Annotated in this window: 20 protein-coding genes and 1 pseudogene; 11 read left to right on the top strand and 10 right to left on the bottom strand. The window is 38.4% G+C overall.

What is annotated here, in order from left to right; translation table 11 throughout:
* Positions 1–818: 818 nt before the first annotated feature.
* On the bottom strand, positions 819–1,394 hold the full coding sequence (locus KI363_RS19890) for a PadR family transcriptional regulator (RefSeq protein ID WP_212967398.1): 576 nt from the start codon (positions 1,392–1,394) through the stop codon (positions 819–821).
* A 184-nt stretch (positions 1,395–1,578) separates the two neighbouring features.
* The gene (locus tag KI363_RS19885; protein ID WP_158323212.1) at positions 1,579–1,932 is read right to left on the bottom strand and encodes a VOC family protein; all 354 of its coding nucleotides are present in this window, start codon (positions 1,930–1,932) and stop codon (positions 1,579–1,581) included.
* A gap of 357 nt (positions 1,933–2,289) precedes the next feature.
* Between KI363_RS19885 and KI363_RS19880 the strand changes: the two genes are divergently transcribed.
* The 4 genes from KI363_RS19880 (at position 2,290) to KI363_RS19865 (ending at position 6,939) form a co-directional block, all read left to right on the top strand.
* Positions 2,290–3,279 carry a LacI family DNA-binding transcriptional regulator gene (locus KI363_RS19880; protein ID WP_212967397.1) on the top strand — a complete coding sequence of 330 codons (990 nt, stop codon included), beginning with the start codon at positions 2,290–2,292 and terminating at the stop codon, positions 3,277–3,279.
* 173 nt (positions 3,280–3,452) lie between these two features.
* Positions 3,453–4,859 (top strand): sucrose-specific PTS transporter subunit IIBC, encoded by a 1,407-nt coding sequence (locus tag KI363_RS19875; protein ID WP_212967396.1) that lies wholly within the window; start codon positions 3,453–3,455, stop codon positions 4,857–4,859.
* Positions 4,860–4,966: 107 nt separating this feature from the next.
* Complete coding sequence (locus KI363_RS19870; RefSeq protein ID WP_212967395.1) at positions 4,967–6,436, top strand: glycoside hydrolase family 32 protein; 1,470 nt, start codon at positions 4,967–4,969, stop codon at positions 6,434–6,436.
* Positions 6,436–6,939 (top strand): PTS sugar transporter subunit IIA, encoded by a 504-nt coding sequence (locus KI363_RS19865; RefSeq protein ID WP_212967394.1) that lies wholly within the window; start codon positions 6,436–6,438, stop codon positions 6,937–6,939. Before KI363_RS19870 ends, KI363_RS19865 begins: the two co-directional genes overlap by 1 nt.
* Before the next feature lie 193 nt (positions 6,940–7,132).
* On the opposite strand, the gene KI363_RS19860 is transcribed toward KI363_RS19865, so the two are convergent.
* Positions 7,133–7,741 carry a 3D domain-containing protein gene (locus KI363_RS19860; RefSeq protein ID WP_212967393.1) on the bottom strand — a complete coding sequence of 203 codons (609 nt, stop codon included), beginning with the start codon at positions 7,739–7,741 and terminating at the stop codon, positions 7,133–7,135.
* A gap of 476 nt (positions 7,742–8,217) precedes the next feature.
* Here KI363_RS19860 and KI363_RS19855 point away from each other — a divergent pair, with 476 nt between their 5' ends.
* Complete coding sequence (locus KI363_RS19855; protein WP_212967392.1) at positions 8,218–8,583, top strand: hypothetical protein; 366 nt, start codon at positions 8,218–8,220, stop codon at positions 8,581–8,583.
* Positions 8,584–8,848: 265 nt separating this feature from the next.
* Here KI363_RS19855 and KI363_RS19850 read toward each other — a convergent pair whose 3' ends face one another.
* From KI363_RS19850 to aac(6'), 5 genes and pseudogenes are all read right to left on the bottom strand, one after another.
* The gene (locus tag KI363_RS19850; RefSeq protein ID WP_158323200.1) at positions 8,849–9,520 is read right to left on the bottom strand and encodes a uridine kinase family protein; all 672 of its coding nucleotides are present in this window, start codon (positions 9,518–9,520) and stop codon (positions 8,849–8,851) included.
* A 99-nt stretch (positions 9,521–9,619) separates the two neighbouring features.
* Positions 9,620–10,498: an SDR family oxidoreductase gene (locus KI363_RS19845; protein ID WP_212967391.1), complete on the bottom strand. Its 879-nt coding sequence runs from the start codon at positions 10,496–10,498 to the stop codon at positions 9,620–9,622.
* A gap of 309 nt (positions 10,499–10,807) precedes the next feature.
* A complete protein-coding gene (locus KI363_RS19840; RefSeq protein ID WP_212967390.1) occupies positions 10,808–11,344 on the bottom strand; it encodes a hypothetical protein in 537 nt (178 codons plus the stop codon).
* 75 nt (positions 11,345–11,419) lie between these two features.
* Complete coding sequence (locus KI363_RS19835) at positions 11,420–11,941, bottom strand: GNAT family N-acetyltransferase (protein ID WP_212967389.1); 522 nt, start codon at positions 11,939–11,941, stop codon at positions 11,420–11,422.
* Positions 11,941–12,362, bottom strand: a pseudogene (aac(6'), locus tag KI363_RS19830) (aminoglycoside 6'-N-acetyltransferase). The gene KI363_RS19835 and the pseudogene aac(6') overlap by 1 nt, the downstream one beginning before the upstream one ends.
* A 316-nt stretch (positions 12,363–12,678) precedes the next feature.
* On the opposite strand from aac(6'), the gene KI363_RS19825 reads away from it, so the two are divergent.
* From KI363_RS19825 to KI363_RS19800, 6 genes are all read left to right on the top strand, one after another.
* A complete protein-coding gene (locus tag KI363_RS19825; protein ID WP_158323195.1) occupies positions 12,679–13,440 on the top strand; it encodes a TerC family protein in 762 nt (253 codons plus the stop codon).
* Between the two features lie 200 nt (positions 13,441–13,640).
* Positions 13,641–14,006, top strand: coding sequence for a lmo0954 family membrane protein (locus KI363_RS19820; protein ID WP_158323194.1), 366 nt, complete (start codon positions 13,641–13,643; stop codon positions 14,004–14,006).
* Positions 14,007–14,010: 4 nt separating this feature from the next.
* A complete protein-coding gene (locus KI363_RS19815) occupies positions 14,011–14,649 on the top strand; it encodes a PspA/IM30 family protein (protein ID WP_158323193.1) in 639 nt (212 codons plus the stop codon).
* 51 nt (positions 14,650–14,700) lie between these two features.
* Positions 14,701–15,423 carry a cell wall-active antibiotics response protein LiaF gene (gene liaF / locus KI363_RS19810; RefSeq protein WP_158323192.1) on the top strand — a complete coding sequence of 241 codons (723 nt, stop codon included), beginning with the start codon at positions 14,701–14,703 and terminating at the stop codon, positions 15,421–15,423.
* Complete coding sequence (locus tag KI363_RS19805; RefSeq protein ID WP_158323191.1) at positions 15,420–16,466, top strand: sensor histidine kinase; 1,047 nt, start codon at positions 15,420–15,422, stop codon at positions 16,464–16,466. The genes liaF and KI363_RS19805 overlap by 4 nt, the downstream gene beginning before the upstream one ends.
* A 272-nt stretch (positions 16,467–16,738) precedes the next feature.
* On the top strand, positions 16,739–17,374 hold the full coding sequence (locus KI363_RS19800; protein WP_158323190.1) for a response regulator transcription factor: 636 nt from the start codon (positions 16,739–16,741) through the stop codon (positions 17,372–17,374).
* A gap of 214 nt (positions 17,375–17,588) precedes the next feature.
* On the opposite strand, the gene KI363_RS19795 is transcribed toward KI363_RS19800, so the two are convergent.
* Both KI363_RS19795 and KI363_RS19790 read right to left on the bottom strand, forming a co-directional pair.
* Complete coding sequence (locus KI363_RS19795; RefSeq protein WP_212967388.1) at positions 17,589–18,623, bottom strand: glycoside hydrolase family 18 protein; 1,035 nt, start codon at positions 18,621–18,623, stop codon at positions 17,589–17,591.
* 18 nt (positions 18,624–18,641) lie between these two features.
* Positions 18,642–19,271 (bottom strand): 3-keto-disaccharide hydrolase, encoded by a 630-nt coding sequence (locus KI363_RS19790; RefSeq protein WP_212967387.1) that lies wholly within the window; start codon positions 19,269–19,271, stop codon positions 18,642–18,644.
* Between the last annotated feature and the right edge of the window lie 278 nt (positions 19,272–19,549).

Here is a 19,549-nt window from a genome sequence, read left to right as displayed (position 1 = left end):
TTCGCCCTTGTTAGCCTGAATTCAAACCATTGGCGTGTTTGTCAAGAGCGATTGCGGCAGCTTACCACCACATTTAGACCTTAGAGCTACTTTAGGCTTTTGTTTTCATAGAATTTTTGACACTACCTTCGATCATAAAACTTAATGTTCACGCTTACAATTTTTACTGAACTTCTATTCCTTTTAAAATTGTATCATAATGAGTGACGTTTTGGTGATCCTTAACCGAATTTCATCTCCAAATAAAACAATATAACAATGCTATCGATGTGACATATGCCCACTATAAAATTTCCAAATAATGATAAAGAAAAGAAAGTATTCAAAAAGGAAAAATTCATGTTTCCAATAAGTGAAATGAATCAATAAGCCAAATTGTTCCGCTATATATGGACATTTGTACAAGTTTTTCAATTTCTTGATCCTCCACCTCTTTTAAAGTGGCTTTATGGATTTCCCCTTTTGCACAAGCTGCTCTTGCTCGTTTAATCGGTTCCGTTCTTAAAAGACTTCCGACTTCCTACATGGTCACCTTTCAAAGGTTATCTGGTCCATTATACTAAAGGACTCGCCGCCAACCACGATATAGCATCTTTAATTGTGATAAATCCCATTCATACAATCCATCAATTGATCAAGAAGAAATAAAAAAATCCCCAATTTCTTAGTATGAAAGTTAAGAAATTGGGGATGTAAGGCTTTGAATCAAGCTATTGTGAAATGTGCTATCTTTCATCCTCATTTCCTATTAACGAGAACATTTGTGTCATTTAAATCTCTTCCTCTGAATCTTGATCAGTGGTTAAGCTTTCCGGTGTTCACTCCCTTTCAATCCCATCTCCATTCTCTCGATGGCTATTGATTAACTGTAAAACCCACGCTTCGTCAAAACGGAGCTTTTCTAACCGATGCCGGAAAAAGATCAGAATATACTGCTGTTCTCCCTGGGGAATCCGTTCATCCTTGCTCGCATACTCCAAACGTTCTTCCTCGTGGCGGATCTCATACCGCAGGAAATCTTTGTATTGGTGTAAAATTAAAAATTGTAATTCCTTACTGATCAGACCAAAATTCTTCAGCTTCGTATAAAAATGCAGCTCGTAATCCGGTGAGTATGGAATCGGTTCTTCCATTAACCGGAAAAAACGCATTCTGCCTTCATCTGTGAGTTTATAAATCTTTTTCTTCTTTCCTTTTCCCCGTTTAGCTCCCTCCGGTTGTTCGTCGGGGACTTGTTCGATCAAACCGTCTGCAAGCATGCCGTGAATAAGCGGGTAAAGCGCCCCCCAGCTGACTTTTCGCGTAGGTCCAACAATTCCGTTTAAAATCTGATGCAACAAATAACCATGCATCGGGTTATTCATCAATTCTCCGAGTATGAACAATTCGTTCAAGCGAAGAGCCTCCCTTATAAATTTTAACTACTTTTAAGTAACAGTTGCCCGAAAACCGTTACGCAGACTGCTACTGTTCCAGCCATCTTGGGGTTTCGGCAGGAGCGGCGCGGCGATCAGGTTTACAATCACGCTGCCACATATAAGCAGAAAAATTCTTATTGTCTCTTTTTCTTCCTTTGCTTTAACGACTACTAACCAAGTAAAGGGTATTACCATCAGGATCGCTGAAATGTACGACCTGGGCTGCTTTACCATCAACAGAATCATGGAATTCAACACCGCGGGATTTCAATGTCTCAACGGCTGACTCTAATTCTTGAACCTCAAATCCAATAGACATGCTTCCCGATTTTTCCGGTTGAGATTCTTGTTCTTCGGCAAGGTGCAGGAGTCCAATTGTTAATCCTGGTGCTTCGATCTGTACAAAATGCTCGTCCATTCCGTTTTGTAGCTTTAATCCAAGAGTTTCGACGTAAAATTGAACGGCCCTTTTTAAATCCGCTACCATTACAGTCACATTGCCACTTTTGAACATGGTATATTGCCTCCTTTAAATGTTAGATCGTTTTTATTATATCAAAATTTTATAATATGTAAACATGTTTTTTTGATATAAATTTATGAACATCTGGCGATAGGATGGGAATGACCGACCTTACTCATGATAAGCAGACGGTGCCCAAAGGCAAAAAAAGCCCCCTTTAATTGGAACCACCAGTAGAAATAAAAAAGGAGAGGAAAAACTTGGAGAAATACGATTATTACCATGAATGCTCATTTTCATAAAAGTATTGAAAGCTTTTTAGCTGTAATACTAGATTTTACCTTCAAAATTGATAATAATGAATATGGAGCGATCAAAGAAAATAGTTAATTAATGGAGTTGCAAGTAATGATTACAATTTTAGATATCGCTAAAATGGCGAATGTATCCCGCACTACTGTATCTCGCGTATTAAATAATAACGGTTATGTAAGTAACGAAGCTAGAGAGCGGGTCCTGAAAGTGATAAAAGAAACTGGTTATATTCCTAGCCAGCAGGCAAAGTCACTTCGAACAAAAGAAACAAAAGTCGTCGGGGTTATTTTACCGAAAATTAGTACTGAAACTTCCAGTAAAGTAGTAAGTGGAATCGATAAAGTCTTAAGTGAACACGGTTATCAAATTTTGTTAGCTATTACAAATTTACAAGTTGAAAAAGAAATTGAGTATTTAAAGTTATTGGCGAATCGACAGGTGGACGGAATTATACTAGTCGCTACAAATGTGCAGCAGGAACTTGTGGAGGAAATACAGAAATTACGTGTTCCATTCATCGTAATTGGACAAAATATGCCCGGCGTACCATCCGTTTATTACGATGACTACCAAGCTGCAAAATTTTTAACACAAACAGTTATGAACAAGGGCAAAAAGAAAATTGCTTATATTGGTGTACATGAGACGGACCAAGCCGTAGGGGTTTTAAGAAAAAGGGGGTATATCGATGCGTTAAAAGAAAACCATATACCTGTAAATGAAAAATGGATTGAAATCGGAAGTTTTCGTTTAGAGTCGGGTTATGAGTGCATGAAAAAAATAATACAAAATAATGAAGACTTACCAGAGGCGGTTTTTGCCGCGACTGATCGAATTGCAATCGGTGCAATGTCCTACTTAAACGAAAAAAACATACGAATTCCGGAAGATATAAAGATTGTCAGCATTGGTGCTTCTGAATTATCAAAGTATTCATCCCCAAAGCTGACGACGATTGATTATGAAAATGAAAAAGCAGGAAAGGCAGGAGCTGAGATTTTATATAAAAAAATGAAGCAGGAGAGTGTGGAAGCAGATAAAATTGTATTAAATTATAGATTAATAATTGGGAATACTTTATAATATAGTTAATGCTGTATAATTCTTAGCTCGATCTCATTTACTTGTGAACAATGTGGAATCGATTCCCTAGATAGAATTTAAATAGCATAATGATTATTTTATAGGTGTTGTGGAATCGATTCCCCATATGAGCGGGAATCGTACAGCAAATAAATCTTAAGGAGTGATGATCTATGTCAGAAAATAGTCAAATAGCAAAAGATTTAATTGAAGCGATTGGCGGAAAGGACAATATTATTTCTGCAGCACATTGTGCGACAAGACTACGATTAATGGTCAAAGATCAGGATATGATTGATCAAGAACGTGTGGAAAATATCCAAAAAGTAAAAGGGGCTTTTTTCAACTCCGGGCAATACCAAGTGATTTTTGGAACTGGAACGGTTAATCGGATGTATGATGAGGTAGTCAAACTAGGGATTAGCGGCTCAACTAAATCAGAACAAGCCCAAGAAGCGGTAAAAGCTGGAAGTGGTTTCCAACGTGCCGTCCGTACTTTTGGTGATGTGTTTGTTCCCATTATTCCTGCCCTTGTAGCTACAGGATTGTTTATGGGTTTACGTGGACTTGTCATGCAAGAACAAATTTTAGGTTTATTTGGATTAACTCCAGATGATATTTCTCAGAACTTTATCCTATTTACTGAAGTTTTAACTGATACAGCATTTGTTTTTCTACCAGCATTAGTTGCCTGGTCTGCATTTCGTGTATTCGGTGGTAATCCAACGATCGGATTAGTTTTAGGATTAATGCTTGTTAGTCCTTCATTACCAAATGCTTATTCAGTAGCATCCGGTGATGTTGATCCTATTAAAATATTTGGTTTTATTCCAGTTGTGGGTTATCAAGGTTCGGTATTGCCGGCATTTATTACAGGATTTGTCGGAGCAAAACTGGAGCGCTGGATCCGAAAAAGAGTTCCCGAGGTATTGGATTTAATTGTGACGCCATTCTTAACATTATTAGTCATGATTACTTTGGCGTTATTTGTCATCGGACCTATTTTCCATTCAGCGGAAAATATTATTCTATCCATTTTCAAGGCAATATTAGAATGGCCATTAGGCATTAGTGGTCTTATAATCGGTGGCTTAAACCAACTTATCGTTGTAACCGGTGTCCATCATATCTTTAATATGTTGGAAATTCAGCTGTTAGAAGCCTTCGGTAATAACCCGTATAATGCGATCGTAACATGTTCTGTTGCTGCACAAGGTGGTGCCGCGCTTGCAGTTGGATTAAAAACAAAGTCTGCAAAATTAAAAGCTTTAGCTCTTCCTTCCTCTCTATCAGCTTTCTTAGGAATTACAGAGCCGGCTGTTTTCGGAGTCAATCTTCGTTATTTTAAACCCTTTGTATTCGCTTTAGTCGGCGGTGGAGTAGGAGGTTTCTTATCTGCTATATTTGGTCTAAAAGCAACTGGGATGGCGATCACTGTAATCCCTGGGACGCTCCTCTATTTAAACGGCCAAATATTGTTATACCTACTTGTAAATATTGTTGCGATTGGAACGGCATTTATTTTAACATGGCTCTTCGGATTTTCTGATAAATCGGTGAAAGATTTGAATAAAAATTAGTTTGTAAACGGCTAATGTTAAAAGATCATATATGAGCGGTGGAGAGTACTTCTCTACTCTATACCGCTCTTCTCTAGCAATGATTATATGTAAATAAGGAGTTCAATATGGAGACAGAAATTCAGCTTAGAAATCAAATTTTTCAAAGGTTAATAGATTACCAACATCAGGATGAAAATCGACTTGCTTTTCATTTAACTCCACCGATTGGTCTAATGAACGATCCAAACGGCTTAGTTTATTATAAAGGCAAATATCACGTGTTTTATCAGTGGAATCCATTTGATACAAATCATACATTTAAATGCTGGGGACATTACTCCTCGTCGGATTTCATCCATTGGGAAGAACATCCACCAGCGTTAGTTCCAAGTGAATGGTATGAAAAGGACGGCTGTTATTCTGGTTCAGCGATTGTACACGATAGTAAATTGTATCTTTTTTATACTGGGAATGTGAAAACGACAGAGGGTGGCAGGGAAACATATCAATGTTTAGCTGTATCTGATGATGGTGTTCATTTTGAAAAAAAAGGACCTGTTATTTATTTACCTAAAGGATTCACCCCTCATTTTCGTGATCCAAAAGTATGGAAGCAAGAAGATAAGTGGTTGATGGTTATTGGTGCACAAACAGAAGAATTAGAAGGTTTAACCGCTGTTTTTGCATCGAATGATTTAATCAATTGGCAATGGCAAGGTCCGCTAGCTGGCAATGGTGTTTCTCTTTCTAAATATTTTGGCTATATGTGGGAATGTCCAGATTTTTTTTCTTTAAATGGAAAGGACATTCTCATCGTTTCCCCCCAAGGATTGGAAGCACAGCCATTTCAATATGAAAATTTATATCAATCCGGCTATTTTATCGGGGAATGGGACAGCAAAACGAACAAATATGTTCACGGGACATTTCATGAACTTGATCATGGTTTTGATTTTTACGCCCCGCAAACGTTTGAAGATCCAAACGGGAGAAGGATTTTATTAGCCTGGATGGGCATGGGAGATGAACAAGAGCAAACACACCAATCAATCAAAAGTGGCTGGATTCATAGTTTGACGATTCCCCGAGAATTAACCGTAAAAGATGGCCGTTTATACCAAAAACCAATCGAAGAGCTTAAACAATTACGAAATAAGGCAAGGTCTGAGATTTTCTCCATTGCAAATGAAGAAAAAGAAGTTCTATTTGACAGCGAACTTCAAGAGATCATAATTGATATTGAACAATTTGAAGGGAATAAATGGGAAATTCAAATACACAATCATTGCAAGCTTATTTTTAATCGGAAAGATAGCATTGTAACGTTAGAAAGACAAAACTTTAATCATTCTAAACTTGAAACAAGACAATGTAAAATCAATAAAATAGACAACATTCATATGTACTTGGACCGTACTTCCTTAGAAATTTTTCTTAATAATGGTCAAATTGTTTTCTCAAGTAGGTATTATAAAAAAACTATCAAAAATCAATGTTTGATTTCTGTAGAAGGGAAAGCGAAGCTTAGATGGAAAAATTGGAGCCTATACTCCTATCAATATAGGAATGATACATTAAAAAAGGTTGTGTTCTAATGTTTAAAAGACTTTTCGGAAAAAAACAAGAGATAATAAAGACGATCGAACTTAAAGCATTTGCTTCAGGTAATATCGTACCGATAGAAAATGTGCCAGATCCAGTTTTTTCACAAAAATTAATGGGAGATGGTATTGCCATTTTACCTGATGAAGGGAGATTTGTTGCTCCAGTCGATGGAGAAATCATCCAAGTGTTCCCTACAAAGCATGCGGTTGGAATAAAGACAATGAATGGTACAGAAATTTTAATCCATATTGGATTAGAAACGGTTTCCATGAATGGTGAGGGATTCACTTCACATGTTAAAGAAGGTGAAAAGGTAAAATCAGGTGATATTCTCGTCACGGTTGACCTTGAAAAAGTGAAAGAAAATGCCAAAAGCATTGTATCACCCATTGTTATTATGGATCCTGAAAATATGGAGAGCATCGACAAACCCATTTTATCTGGAAAAGTTTTAGCTAATAAGGAAGTTATTTTACTTGCAACAGTAAAATAACTCGAAAATATGATATTTTACTTTGAATTCTTTAAAAGTTTAAAATCAATCCTAATGCATTCTCCTTTTCAATTTTTATTCAATAGCCAAAGGTCTATCCAATTGGCTTTCGTTAAAATATACTAAAAAGTAAGAGAAGCACCATTCGGGGAAGGTGCTTCTCTAAACATATCTGCATTCAATTTTCCATCTTTTATTGATAAACCTTAATTTTTACTGACCGGACTCCCCAGTTAAGAGCTTTCTTTTTAGTAGGCATATGCAAATCAATTTTATTTCCTTTTATCGCACTGCCCGTATCACCGGCAATCGCTTCCCCGTATCCTTCCACATACACTTTTGTGCCGAGTGGGATTTTTTTAGGGTCAACGGAGATTACCTTGGCATTTGGTTTTTTCTTTAAATTAATGCCTGTAGCTGTGATCCCACTACACCCTTTACAACTTGCCGTATAGGCAGTAGCCTTTACTGTCATTGTTTTATATGTAGCTTTTTTGCTTACTGCCGTTTTTTTGTTTGTAGAAGTTTTTTTCTTTACTGTTTTTTTCTTCACTGCCTTTTTCGCGCTTGTTTTAGCCTTTGCGGGTTTCGTGACTTTTAACACTTGGTTTGGTCTAATCAGATCTTTTTTTAGGCCATTCCAAGTTTTAAGTTGATTAACCGAAACTTTATGTTTTGTGGCGATTTTCCATAAAGAGTCGCCTTTTTTTACTTTATATGTAGTAGTTGCGGCTGATGAAACACCAGAAAAGCCAAAGACTAACATACAAACCGTAATCATTGAAAATACTACTTTTCTCAATTTAATAGTCTCCCTATGTCATATTGGTATCCATAGTATATCAGGCCAATGTGACAATTAAATGACAACAGAGTAGTATTTATGTTACAAAAGGGAAATATTGGTAACAGTCGAGATATATTACTGAAATAGATTGTGGATTACAGATAACTAGATATTCCAAAACGATATTACAGTTCGTATTCTTTTGGAGGTTTATGGATTTGATGCAAACAAATACTAAATCGTTCCCACCGTATTTCCGCTGATAATATGTTCATTAAATCCCAATTTCTATCATCTTGACCATCATTCAACAAATTTCCATTATTCATACGCCAATTCTTGATTGGATAAATGCACAATATTCAAGCAGGACGGGCAGCTTCGGTGTTGATGCCCTACTATTTGCATTTACTTTTTAAAAATAGCTTTGTTGCAAATCTACTTGTCATTTATTAGAATTCCACTATACTATACATAAGGAGGTGAAAGAAATGGAACAAGAAACAATGCTAAAAGAAATATTAAATGCGTTTAGACTTCATGCCGAACATATTGATCAAAGATTTGAGAAGATTGATCAGAGATTTGAGAAAATCGATCAAAGATTTGAGAAGATTGATCAAAGGTTTGAGATGATCGATCAAAGGTTTGAGAAAATCGATCAGCGGTTTGAACAGATGGAACTTAAATTTGAGCAAATGGACAAAAGGATGGACCAGAGGTTTGATCGATTAGAAAAAAAGGTTGATGGATTGCGTATGGACTTAACAGATACACAGAAAACCACAAACTTTTTGCTAGGTAAAGTAACTCAGCATGAGGAAAAACTTCTTGAATTATCACTGCAGCAACAATAAGTCCCCCAAATCGCATATTTCCAGTAAACAATATCTCTTCACTTCGAATTACTGGAGTGAAGAGATGTTCATTAATAGGTGTCAGCTGCCGATTCAATTCTGAGGCTTGAGGCTTAATTTATATTGATTTGTTTGAAGAGAATAAGTGTTATCCACCATCGTAATGAATTCTAACGTCTAATCACTCCCACTATAATCTTAGTCTCAGGAGCCTTCTAACCATATATTACGAAGCTTTTGATTTCAGTTTCTCTATTGACTCTAATCACCAACTTCTAATATTTGATCCCTTCCATGCAAATGTATTTTTCTCAACACAGCTTCCTTCATTAGAAGTTTTGATGATGATATCAAAATGCTCACTGTATGGGTGCATAAATACCTTATATTGAATGCGGCGCTCTTCATGAGACTGTTGTAAATAATGAATATCAGTGCCCCTTTCTGAAATATCACGGCTCGACCTTCTTTTAAATTCCGTTTCATCATCTGTATAAAAGTAAACTTTTAAATCAAACAAATCTGGATTGATAAAGGCGACGCTCATTCCTTCCACGATCGTTAGCTTGTTTTTCGCAGAAATGAGCTTACTTTTCTTATAATGCGTATTGATCGTATACAAATCTAAACCATTTCTCACCATCTGGACATCTCTCTCCAAAGAAGGCAAATGATGGGCGGCTGGATGGCAAGCCGTCATTTTATAACGATGATTTTTATTTTGATAGGTATAGTCGATCACGCTTTGCTTTCGTAACGCCGAACTGACAATATAGGGATCTGTATTCATATAATTCACTTCCTTTTGATTCAATTGACTTATGATCCTTTTGGCAAATGTTGTTTTTCCAGCAGCTCCATGCCCGGAAATGCCAATCACAATCCGTTGATCTGCCTCTCTAATCCATTCGATTATTTCATCTATTAACGTATCCATGCTTTCCCCCTTGTCTAAAATAAAAAAACGGTAGTATGAATATCCATCATACCACCATTTTTTTAAATTAATGTTGATTTTTATAAAAATATGCACCCATTACCCATTTACAACTTCTCCACCATTCACATGGATGACTTGTCCAGAAACATAGGAAGAATCTTTAGATGCTAAATAAACATAAGCTGGCGCAAGTTCAGATGGTTGCCCAGGTCGTTTCATCGGACCGTCCGTGCCCCATGAGTCGAGCTTATCTTCTGGAAAAGTGGCTGGAATAAGCGGCGTCCAGATTGGACCTGGTGCAACTCCATTTACACGAATTCCTTTATCCAAGATTTCCTGATTTTGTGATAAGGAACGTGTAAAGGCGACGATCGCTCCTTTTGTCGAAGCATAATCCATAAGGATTGGATTTCCCTTATAAGCTGTAATCGATGTGGTATTAATAATCGCTGCGCCTTCATTTAAGTGTTTCATGGCTGCTTTGGTCAAATAGAACATCGAAAAGATATTGGTTCGAAAAGTACGATCCAGTTGCTCATTCGTGATATCCTCTAAACGTTCACAAACATGTTGTTCTCCCGCATTGTTGACGACAATATCGAGGGCGCCTAAAGTATCGATCGTTTGTTGTACAACCTGCTGACAAAAACGTTCATCTCCCACATCTCCCGCGATGGTTATGCATGTTCGACCATATTTTTCAACAAGCCTTTTTGTCTCCTCTGCATCCTTATGGGCTTCATAATAGACAACAGCGATATCGGCTCCTTCCTTCGCATACGCAGCCGCAACTGCCTGACCGATTCCACTGTCACCACCTGTAATAATGGCCACTTTCCCTTTTAATTTGCCGCTTCCCTTATAATCATCATCCTCAATCTTAGGTTGAGGATTCATTTGGGATTGACGATCAGGTTCCAAATAATTATCTTGAGGTTCTTGCGTCTTAAGTTCTGGTCTATGATTATTCTGCATGCAATCTCTCCTTTTATGGGTGATCATGTAAAACCTTTACCCATTAAAAAACGAGACAAAACTCATGACCAGGTTCTGGTTAAACTCGGAATTATTCGTAAAATCAGCACCTGGTTATAGCAAAGGAATTTATAACCAAACACCGCTTTCTACGTAATTCGGGCGTCATAAAACAAATCTTCATTATAAACCTGTATGTGACCCTTTTTCTTTATCCCATCCACTCTCGGGCATTATAAACCTTTGTATGTGGACCTTTTTATTGTCCAGTCAATCTCGGGCATTCGAGAGCCGGGCACTATTCCACAATTACTCCTCTTCCTCAGAAATAATATTACCTTCTTCATCAAAAGCGGTTACTTCAACTGGCATGTTTACTTTCTCTTCATCAAATGTAAAATACCAAAACCACAAGTTATCACGAATGAAAAATCGATTGGGTTGTACACCATCCTCACTATTTATGATGATAGACTTTACCTCGTCATTCGCAAATCCACTGATCATCGAAAATTTCTCTTTTAGATCCTTATCAACTTGCCAACTGATCAATCCCCTTTCCACTTTTTCCTCTTTAAACTCTTGGAAATCCAATTCATGGAAGGCTTTCCTTATTTTCGTGAACTCTTTTTCGGTAAGCACTGGCATTATGCCTGATTTACTTTCACAAAAAACTAATTTTGAAGAATAATCTATAAATCGAACTTTACTTGGAGCTTCCAATTGCTTTGAGGCTTGGGCACAGATTCCCTCTTCTGAGTTGGTCGTAGGACGTAACACCATGAAAAGAATGATCGCAATGAATGCTAAACTAAGAATAGCGAATAATCGTTTATTTTTATTCATCTTTATTTCGCCCTCCACTATCTAAAAAGCTGAAATATTTTACCGTTCATTCCGATATTCTATGCCGTGCATATGTTATAGTTTCATGTCCATATGCAATGTTTGCCAAACCGGATCATCCTCCATCCATCTTTCCTCAAAACCTTTTGCCTGCCAAAATGGAATCGCCCCTGGCAAAAATGGATGTGTATGTAAATACAGTTTTTGGTAACCAACATCGTGGCAAAATTGCAATGCTTCCTGAAAAAGCCTCGTCCCAATCCCTAGTCGCCGAGCAAGCGGATCCACATAGCATTTGACAATTTCCGCGGTTGGCCAGTGACGATAGAACGTTTGCAACTGGGAGAATCGACCATCATATGGGCATACACCGATCGTGCCCAACACTTGCCCAGCTTGAGAATATGCAGCATACAGAATGGCACTTTTTCGTTGAAGATAAAATGATTGAAAATGAAGTAGGTCTGCAGGTAGTTGATCTTTTGGCAACATCGGGAAGATCTCCCTCCGAATCCTCATCATAAAGTCGATCACTTGCAGGGAATCATTCTCCTGCACTTTTTTAATCGTATAGTCTTCTAAATAAACGGTCTTCATCACAACCTCTTCTTAAAACAAATAATCCGATTTGCTTCCTGAAAGCCTAAGCGAATATGCATGGCAAAGCTTTCTTCATTATCTAATTCACAGTCACTAGCAAACTCCTTACATCCTTTTCCTTTTGCCCATGCTTCACATTCGGCCACTAACCGTTTAGCGTACCCCTGTTTGCGGAATGATTTCATCACATAAATCCCTTCAAGATACCCTACCGGACTAGAAGTGGTGCCTTCCACATAATCATGCCGTAACTGACATTGGGCAAAACCAATCGCTGTATCATGATGAAAAGCTAAAAACACAGCAGCATTAGGTGATCCAATCAGTTCCTCCATCTCCTTAATGAATGACTGGGCCACAACAATAGAGCAAGTTGTGCCGCTAATCGTGCATCTTGCATTTCGGCTTCTTTTAACATTTACTTCCTCCCCAACAAATTTGACATTCCAACTTTCAATGAAACACCCTGTATTCAACCTAGATTATTTTCTAAGTATATAGGGAAAGACAGATTTTTCATAGGCCTAGCCTTTTGAATCTTTAGCTTTATTCACTTTGTAAATATACGTATATAAAAAATGGTGGATTGATAACCAAACACTTGGATCGAGATTTTGTTCAAAATAAATGCATTATAAAACAATACCGATCTGTTTAACATAAAAGAACTTGCCACATTTTTTTAAAACACTACCCCATACTATAGATAGGCTATATTTTAAGGAGGGCTTTTGATGGATTCACTCTGGTTAGAGTATATATGGACATTGCTGATATTAATCGGTTTAGAAGGGATATTGTCTGCTGATAACGCTCTGGTTATTGCTGTCATTGCCAAGCATTTACCAGATCATCAAAAAAAGAAAGCCATCAACTATGGGATTTTGGGGGCCTTTATTTTTCGCTTTGTTTCAATCTTCCTTATCTCATTTATGGCAAACGTTTGGCAGGTGCAAGCGATTGGTGCTGCCTATCTTATTTACATAGGCGGTAAACATGTTTATAAAAAATTTTTCCAGTCGGAAACAAAACAAAAGGACGATCGTACGGATAAGGACAGAACCGATTTTTGGCCAACCGTAGCCAAAATCGGTGTAGCCGATATTGCCTTTGCCATTGATTCAGTCCTTGCAGCTGTTGCACTTGCTGTCACATTACCTGATACCGGATTGCCACAATTTGGCGGATTGGATGGAGGAAAATTTGCCGTTATTGTCATTGGTACGATTGCCGGATTAATTTTAATTAAATTCGCGGCCACTTGGTTTGTGAAACTTCTAGATAAGCGCCCTGGTTTAGAAACAGTTGCTTTCCTAATTGTTGCATGGGTGGGAGTAAAATTGGCGGTGATTACCCTTTCCCATAAAAACGTGGGGATATTGCCTGAGGCCTTCCCACATAGTACCGTTTGGACGATTGTTTTTTGGGGTGTACTTATCTGTATAGCAGTAATTGGATGGTTTTTATCTGGTAGAAATATATCAAAAAAGAGCTAATTGGACTGATGAATGGTATCCATGTAAACCTTAGAATAACAACTGTCGGAACACCTATTATAGGAATTTTGAATAATGTTTCACTTTATCCATTTAATACATCGGTCTCTAGACTTAGATAAAAACAAGGCCGCGGATCGTTAAAAGATAAAGAAGAATTATTTATGATTAGGATAGTTCAAAAGAAAGGAGGAAAAGCAATGAAAAAGTTTTGTATCTTACTATTGGGTATCATTTTAGCCATCATTGCTCTGACAAATCTTGGGAGTATGATCGGCTTTGCGATTTGCTTGCTGATTGTTTACTATTCGCTTAAACAATTTTTAAAAACAGAGTCAACAGGACAAAAAATACTTTGGGGAATTATCGGTCTGATCGGCTTGTCAGGATTACTCGGAAATTTACCGGCTTTGGTAGGAATAGCGGCCATCTGTATTCTTTATGTGGGCTATAAACACTGGAAAAAAGAAAAGGCCGAAGACACAAATCCAGAAGATGATCCCTTTACAAATTTTGAAAGCCAATGGAACGAGCTTGAAAAAAATCTAAAGAATAAAGGAGTTTAAAAAAATGCATGATTTTTTTGAAAAAATGAAACAGGCGATTAAAGAGGATTTTCAGGAAATAAGCAGCAAAGAGAAACAATCTAGTCCGGTCTCCCTCCTTAATAAATATTTGCGGGAATGCGAGGGAGAAGTGAAAAAAGCAGCAAAGCTAATTGGCAGGCAAAAGCTTTTGAAGGATGAATTTCATACCGAATGGACACAGACCGAAAAAATGGCCGAAAAACGTAAACAACAGGGAGCGATAGCGCTTGAAGCAGGCGCTGAAGATTTGGCAGAAATTGCCGTGCGGGAACAGGCTCAATATGAAGAGCGGGCTGAACGTTTGAAACAGGCCTATGAGAATTCCGTAAAACAATTGGAAGAACTTGAGCACAAATATAAAGAAATGCAATTAAAGTTGAAAGATATGCAGATGAAAAGACTGGAACTTATGGGGCAAGAAAACATGGTCATGATGAAAAACAAAATGAACAAAGTACTTAAGGAGGCTGAATTTGGATCTGCTGCTGAAAACTTTGAAAGCATTGGAATGTCCTTCGAGCGTGAGGAAAAGAAAGCTAATGATGAGTATGAAATCAGCATATTCGATGCTCGGATCCAACAGCTTGCAAAAGACATGAATAAAGAAGATTTCGCGCAATAAAGCGTTCTTGTGATAAAATAAATCTAACCGCAACCGATTGGAGGGACAATCATGAAAAAATTTAGCCGAAAAAGTCGAATCGGCTGGTTTATGCTCATTGCAACAACTGGAATCACTTTGGAGCTTTTACTTAATTGGAAGCTACTCGTCCCTCTTCTCATCGGTTGTTTCCTCATTTATTATGGCTTAATGAAAGCACGCCGGGATGCGGGGAAGATTTATTTCATTATTGGTGCATTACTCACCATCATTCCCATCATGTCTACAGCCTTTTTTAAAATTCTTATGATCGGCGCGGTGATTTACGGTCTTATCCAGTATTCAAAAGCCAAAAAACAGGCACAAAAACTTGTCATAAAAACAGTTCCACCTGGTACAAAAGCAAAAGTGAACAGGAAAAAACCGTATATCAAAAATAGACTTACCGGAAATCATAGGGTCGTGAATGAAGTATTTGAATGGGATGATATCAATATACAATGTGGGTTCGGAAATACGATCATTGATTTGGGAATGACCATGCTTCCTCCAGGAGACAGCATCGTTCTTATTCGTGGCTTTATTGGAAATATTCATCTTATTGTTCCTTTTGATGCTTCTATTACCGTTAATCATTCCGCAATCAGTGGGAAATTGAAAATATTTAACCATGAAGAAGAGCTTTTGAATTCCAATGTCATCTACTATACAGATGAAAATAATGAAGTATCAACCAGAAGGATCAAAATCATTACCAATGTTGCTTTCGGAGATGTAGAGGTGAGACGCACATGAAAATGGCCAGAACATTTTCTATTTACTTTGCGTTATTAGCCTTCTGCATTTTTCTACTCGTCTTATTCATGTTGTTATGGACCGTTGATATCAATTGGGATGAGCTCCTCATGCGGAAAAAGACTTTTTTAATCTCCAATTTGCTGTTTATATTCGTTGTTTTCCCATTGATCGGTTTCATTACTGGCTATACGGTTGGAAGTTCACTAGACAAAAAAGCAGAAAAAGTAGAGTTAAGCCTTTTGGAATTAGAAAGAGGGAATTACGACGAAGATTATGGCTCTCAGCTAGAAAAGGGAGATTTTCCAGCTATTTGGCAAGGAATCGAGAGTATACGTAACCGCCTCAAGGAGCAAGCAGGGCTACAACAAAAGTTCTCCAACGAACGAATGAGGTGGAGCAACAAAATGAAAGAAGAAGTTCTGACGCAAGAACGAAATCGGCTTGCGCGAGAGCTTCATGATTCTGTCAGCCAGCAACTTTTTGCTGCAACGATGCTATTATCCGCCATTAATCAAAGCCCAGATCCAGCAAGTGAAACGACTGCAAAACAACGGATAATGGTCGAAGAGATTATCAATGAGGCGCAATCAGAAATGAGAGCTTTACTTCTTCATCTGAGGCCGATTCAATTGGAAGGCAAGAGCCTGAAAGTCGGAATGCAAGAAGTTTTGTCTGAATTAACAGCTAAACTTCCAATGAAAGTGTCTTGGAATTTACAGGATGTTCACTTGCAAAAAGGTGTCGAGGACCACATATTCCGCATCATGCAAGAAGCTGTTTCCAACACATTAAGACATGCAAAAGCACGGACATTGGAAGTGAATATGATGGAAGTGGATCAATATTTATTTTTAAAAGTGATGGATGACGGGAAAGGATTCAATGTAGATGATCAAAAGGCCGGTTCTTATGGGTTGACGAATATGAAAGAGAGAGCGGCTGAAATTGGAGGAACGATCAAGTTAGTCAGCCTTCCGGGGAGAGGAACGAGTATTGAAGTGAAAATTCCTCTACTAGAGGATGTTCAAAAAGTCCGGTAAAAATGACACTGCGAATTTCTTCGTTGGCTTGTTTCTGTGCTGCTCATGTATCAGGATAATGATCTTCTGCTAAATTCGCCCACGTCCTGTGGGCAACGCAGAAGTCAGTACATCCTGTACAAGTCCGCTGCTCGAAACTGCGCCGCCTCGAACTTTCGACGCACAGGATGTGCTAGTGTCGGCGTTGCTGACAGGACGTCAGCGCCTTTAGCCGACGGGTCCTTTTTATCCTCCTTTTTGAACACGCACTACCAATCAGGAGGAGAAGTGAAATGATTAAGGTCTTATTAGTGGATGATCACGAAATGGTTCGGATTGGCGTTTCCGCTTATTTATCGATCCAACCTGATATTGAGGTAATCGGTGAAGCGGAGAATGGTATGCAAGGCGTGGAACTTGCCTTATCCCTTCGCCCCGATATCATTTTAATGGATTTGGTCATGGAACAAATGAATGGAATTGAAGCAACATCTGCGATCATCGCTCAATGGCCAGAAGCAAAAATCTTAGTCGTCACAAGCTTTTTGGATGATGAAAAAGTATATCCTGCCCTAGAAGCGGGGGCTACTGGCTATATACTCAAGACTTCCAAAGCAAGTGATATCGCAGATGCCGTTCGTGCTGCCCATAAAGGAAAAAAAGTGCTTGAACCTGAAGTTACGGATAAAATGATGAAGAAGTTTCAGCATCAGGGCAAACGTTCACTTCATGAGGATTTAACGAGTCGAGAAATGGAAATTCTCAACCTCATGACACAAGGAAAAACAAACAAAGAAATGGCGGATGAACTTTTTATCGCGTTAAAAACGGTTAAAACCCATGTCAGCAATATTTTAAGCAAGCTGGAGGTTCAGGATCGCACGCAGGCCGTCATTTATGCTTTTAAAAACGGGGTCATCAAAAAGTGAATCCAGGCTATTGGGATGAGTTTTAAAAAAAACAGGTTTGTTCTCCAACACTGGACAGACCTGTTTAAACAAACTGGCTCAATATATGAGGATAGGTCATGTTAAAGATGGAAGTACATAAAGAAGGCGCTCCTAAAAAGTACCAATAGCATCACTTTGTAGGAGCACGTTATCATTTCTATTATTATCTATTGTTCTCTCTTCTACTAATTGATTAGTAGTTTAGCGACTTATCCATCGCGTCTAGGAGACGATGAGTATTGTCGCATTTGTATTCCCAGAACATTATTCCGCCCAATTCTTCGCTCGCTACATATTTACATTTATGTTGAATCGATTCTTCATCATCGTAGGTAATGAAAGTACGGCCATCAAAAAGATAGGGGGCCTTCGCCTCGTCATCCCAAAAACGGGTAAATCCATTCATGTTGATATAATGAGCGGCAAGTTGAGAATAATCTGGACCATATCCTCCTGATCCCGCCGTCATTTGATGTAACCCATTATTTTTATCGGGCACATCTTTCCACATACGAGAATAAAATGCGGCCCCTATCACAATCTTCTCACGCGGAACCCCAGCATGAACAAATAGATTGACAGATTGATGGACACTAATTCTGAAAAGATCCCCGGTTGGCGTATATAAATTCGTATGGTGCCCTGTTAACGTTTGGAATCCCCCACGCAAGTCGTATGTCATCAACTGAACATAATCTACATACTTTTGCACCTCCCCCATCTCAGTTCCATCTATGTAATACTGATCAGCACCTGCAGCGATCGTCAAAAGATAATATTTACCGGTTTCCTTTTCGAGCTCATTCAATGCCTCTCTAATGTCTTTCAGTAAGTAGGTAAAATTTTCTTTATCAGCCGGCGAGGAATGAATGCCTGCTTCACCATAGCAAGGGTATTCCCAATCAAGATCAATCCCATCAAAAGAATGTTCCTTTACTATTTTTACAGCACTGTCGGCCATAAGCTTTCTTCCTTCGACAGTTGCAGCCGCTTCTGAGAATCCCCCGGCACTCCATCCACCAACAGACAATAATATGGTGAGATTTGGATTGATCGTCTTTAATTCCTTAAGACGATCTAGGTTCTGCAAATGATCGACCCGAATTTCATCCTTGACTACATGGCCGAATGCAACATTTAAATGAGTTAATGTCAAAGCATCTTCAGTACGGATACTAGGTAAGGAGCCGTCTCCAGCATAGCCCACTATTTTATATTTTTTCTCCATTTTTAAATTCTCCTTCTATCATTGAGTGATTGAGTCTAGAAGACAAAGTTTGATATTGCGGAATTCAGCATAGCCGCCATGATCTTGTAGTCCAATATGGCCTCGACGTGGACGATCACGCCAAGCATATATAAACTTATTATCTGTTCCATCCGGATTTTTTCCGGCAACGGACCATTGATCAATATCCGCTTCCACAACCATTGTGCCATTTAATGTAAGCTCGATCAAATTACGGTCGCATTTAATCATCACTTCATTCCATTCGCCGGCTCGCCGAACCGCATTCGAAGAAGGTGCGACGAGATCGTATAAGGCACCTGAGCTATTCTTGGCCATTTCTTTCTGATCGAAAGTGTCCCAAATTTGCATCTCAAGACCAGTATTCACTGGGTCCTCAAGGTCTGTCCATCTGAAAAAAATACCACTGTTGACACCTGGCTCTGTTCGATATTCTAACTGCAAAATAAAATCTTCAAATTGATCAATCGTATACAAATAACCGTTCGTCCCACCTTTACAAATAATCATTCCATTGTGTGCTAGCCAACCTTCTGGATGAGTTGTTGCAGCCCAGCCATTTAATGTTTGGCCGTCAAATAATAATCTGTATCCTTGATTTTGTTCTGTTTCATTTAAAATGTTCAAAATCATTCCTCCCTCTATATAATTAAAATATCTTCAAAATGCTCTTGTTTTCTTAGAGTTTCTTAAACATCCAATTTGGGTTTGGATAGTGGGGGTGAGTGATAGCCAGAATACAGAATATTCTAACGTACCCCTATCCATCCTAACGACCAAATTGGTAGTATTTGGTTAAAAATAGTATAACCATGCTTGATAACTCCACACTTCTTATGGTCGCTCACCCTCCCATATATCACGGGATTGGTATCCATACATTCCCTCGTCCTGCGTATCCACAA

Source organism: Lederbergia ruris, assembly GCF_018332955.1.
GTDB classification, from domain to species: domain Bacteria; phylum Bacillota; class Bacilli; order Bacillales; family Bacillaceae_C; genus Lederbergia; species Lederbergia ruris.
The sequence above is the reverse complement of the archived record's forward strand: the minus strand, read 5'-3'. Positions and strand labels throughout refer to the sequence as shown.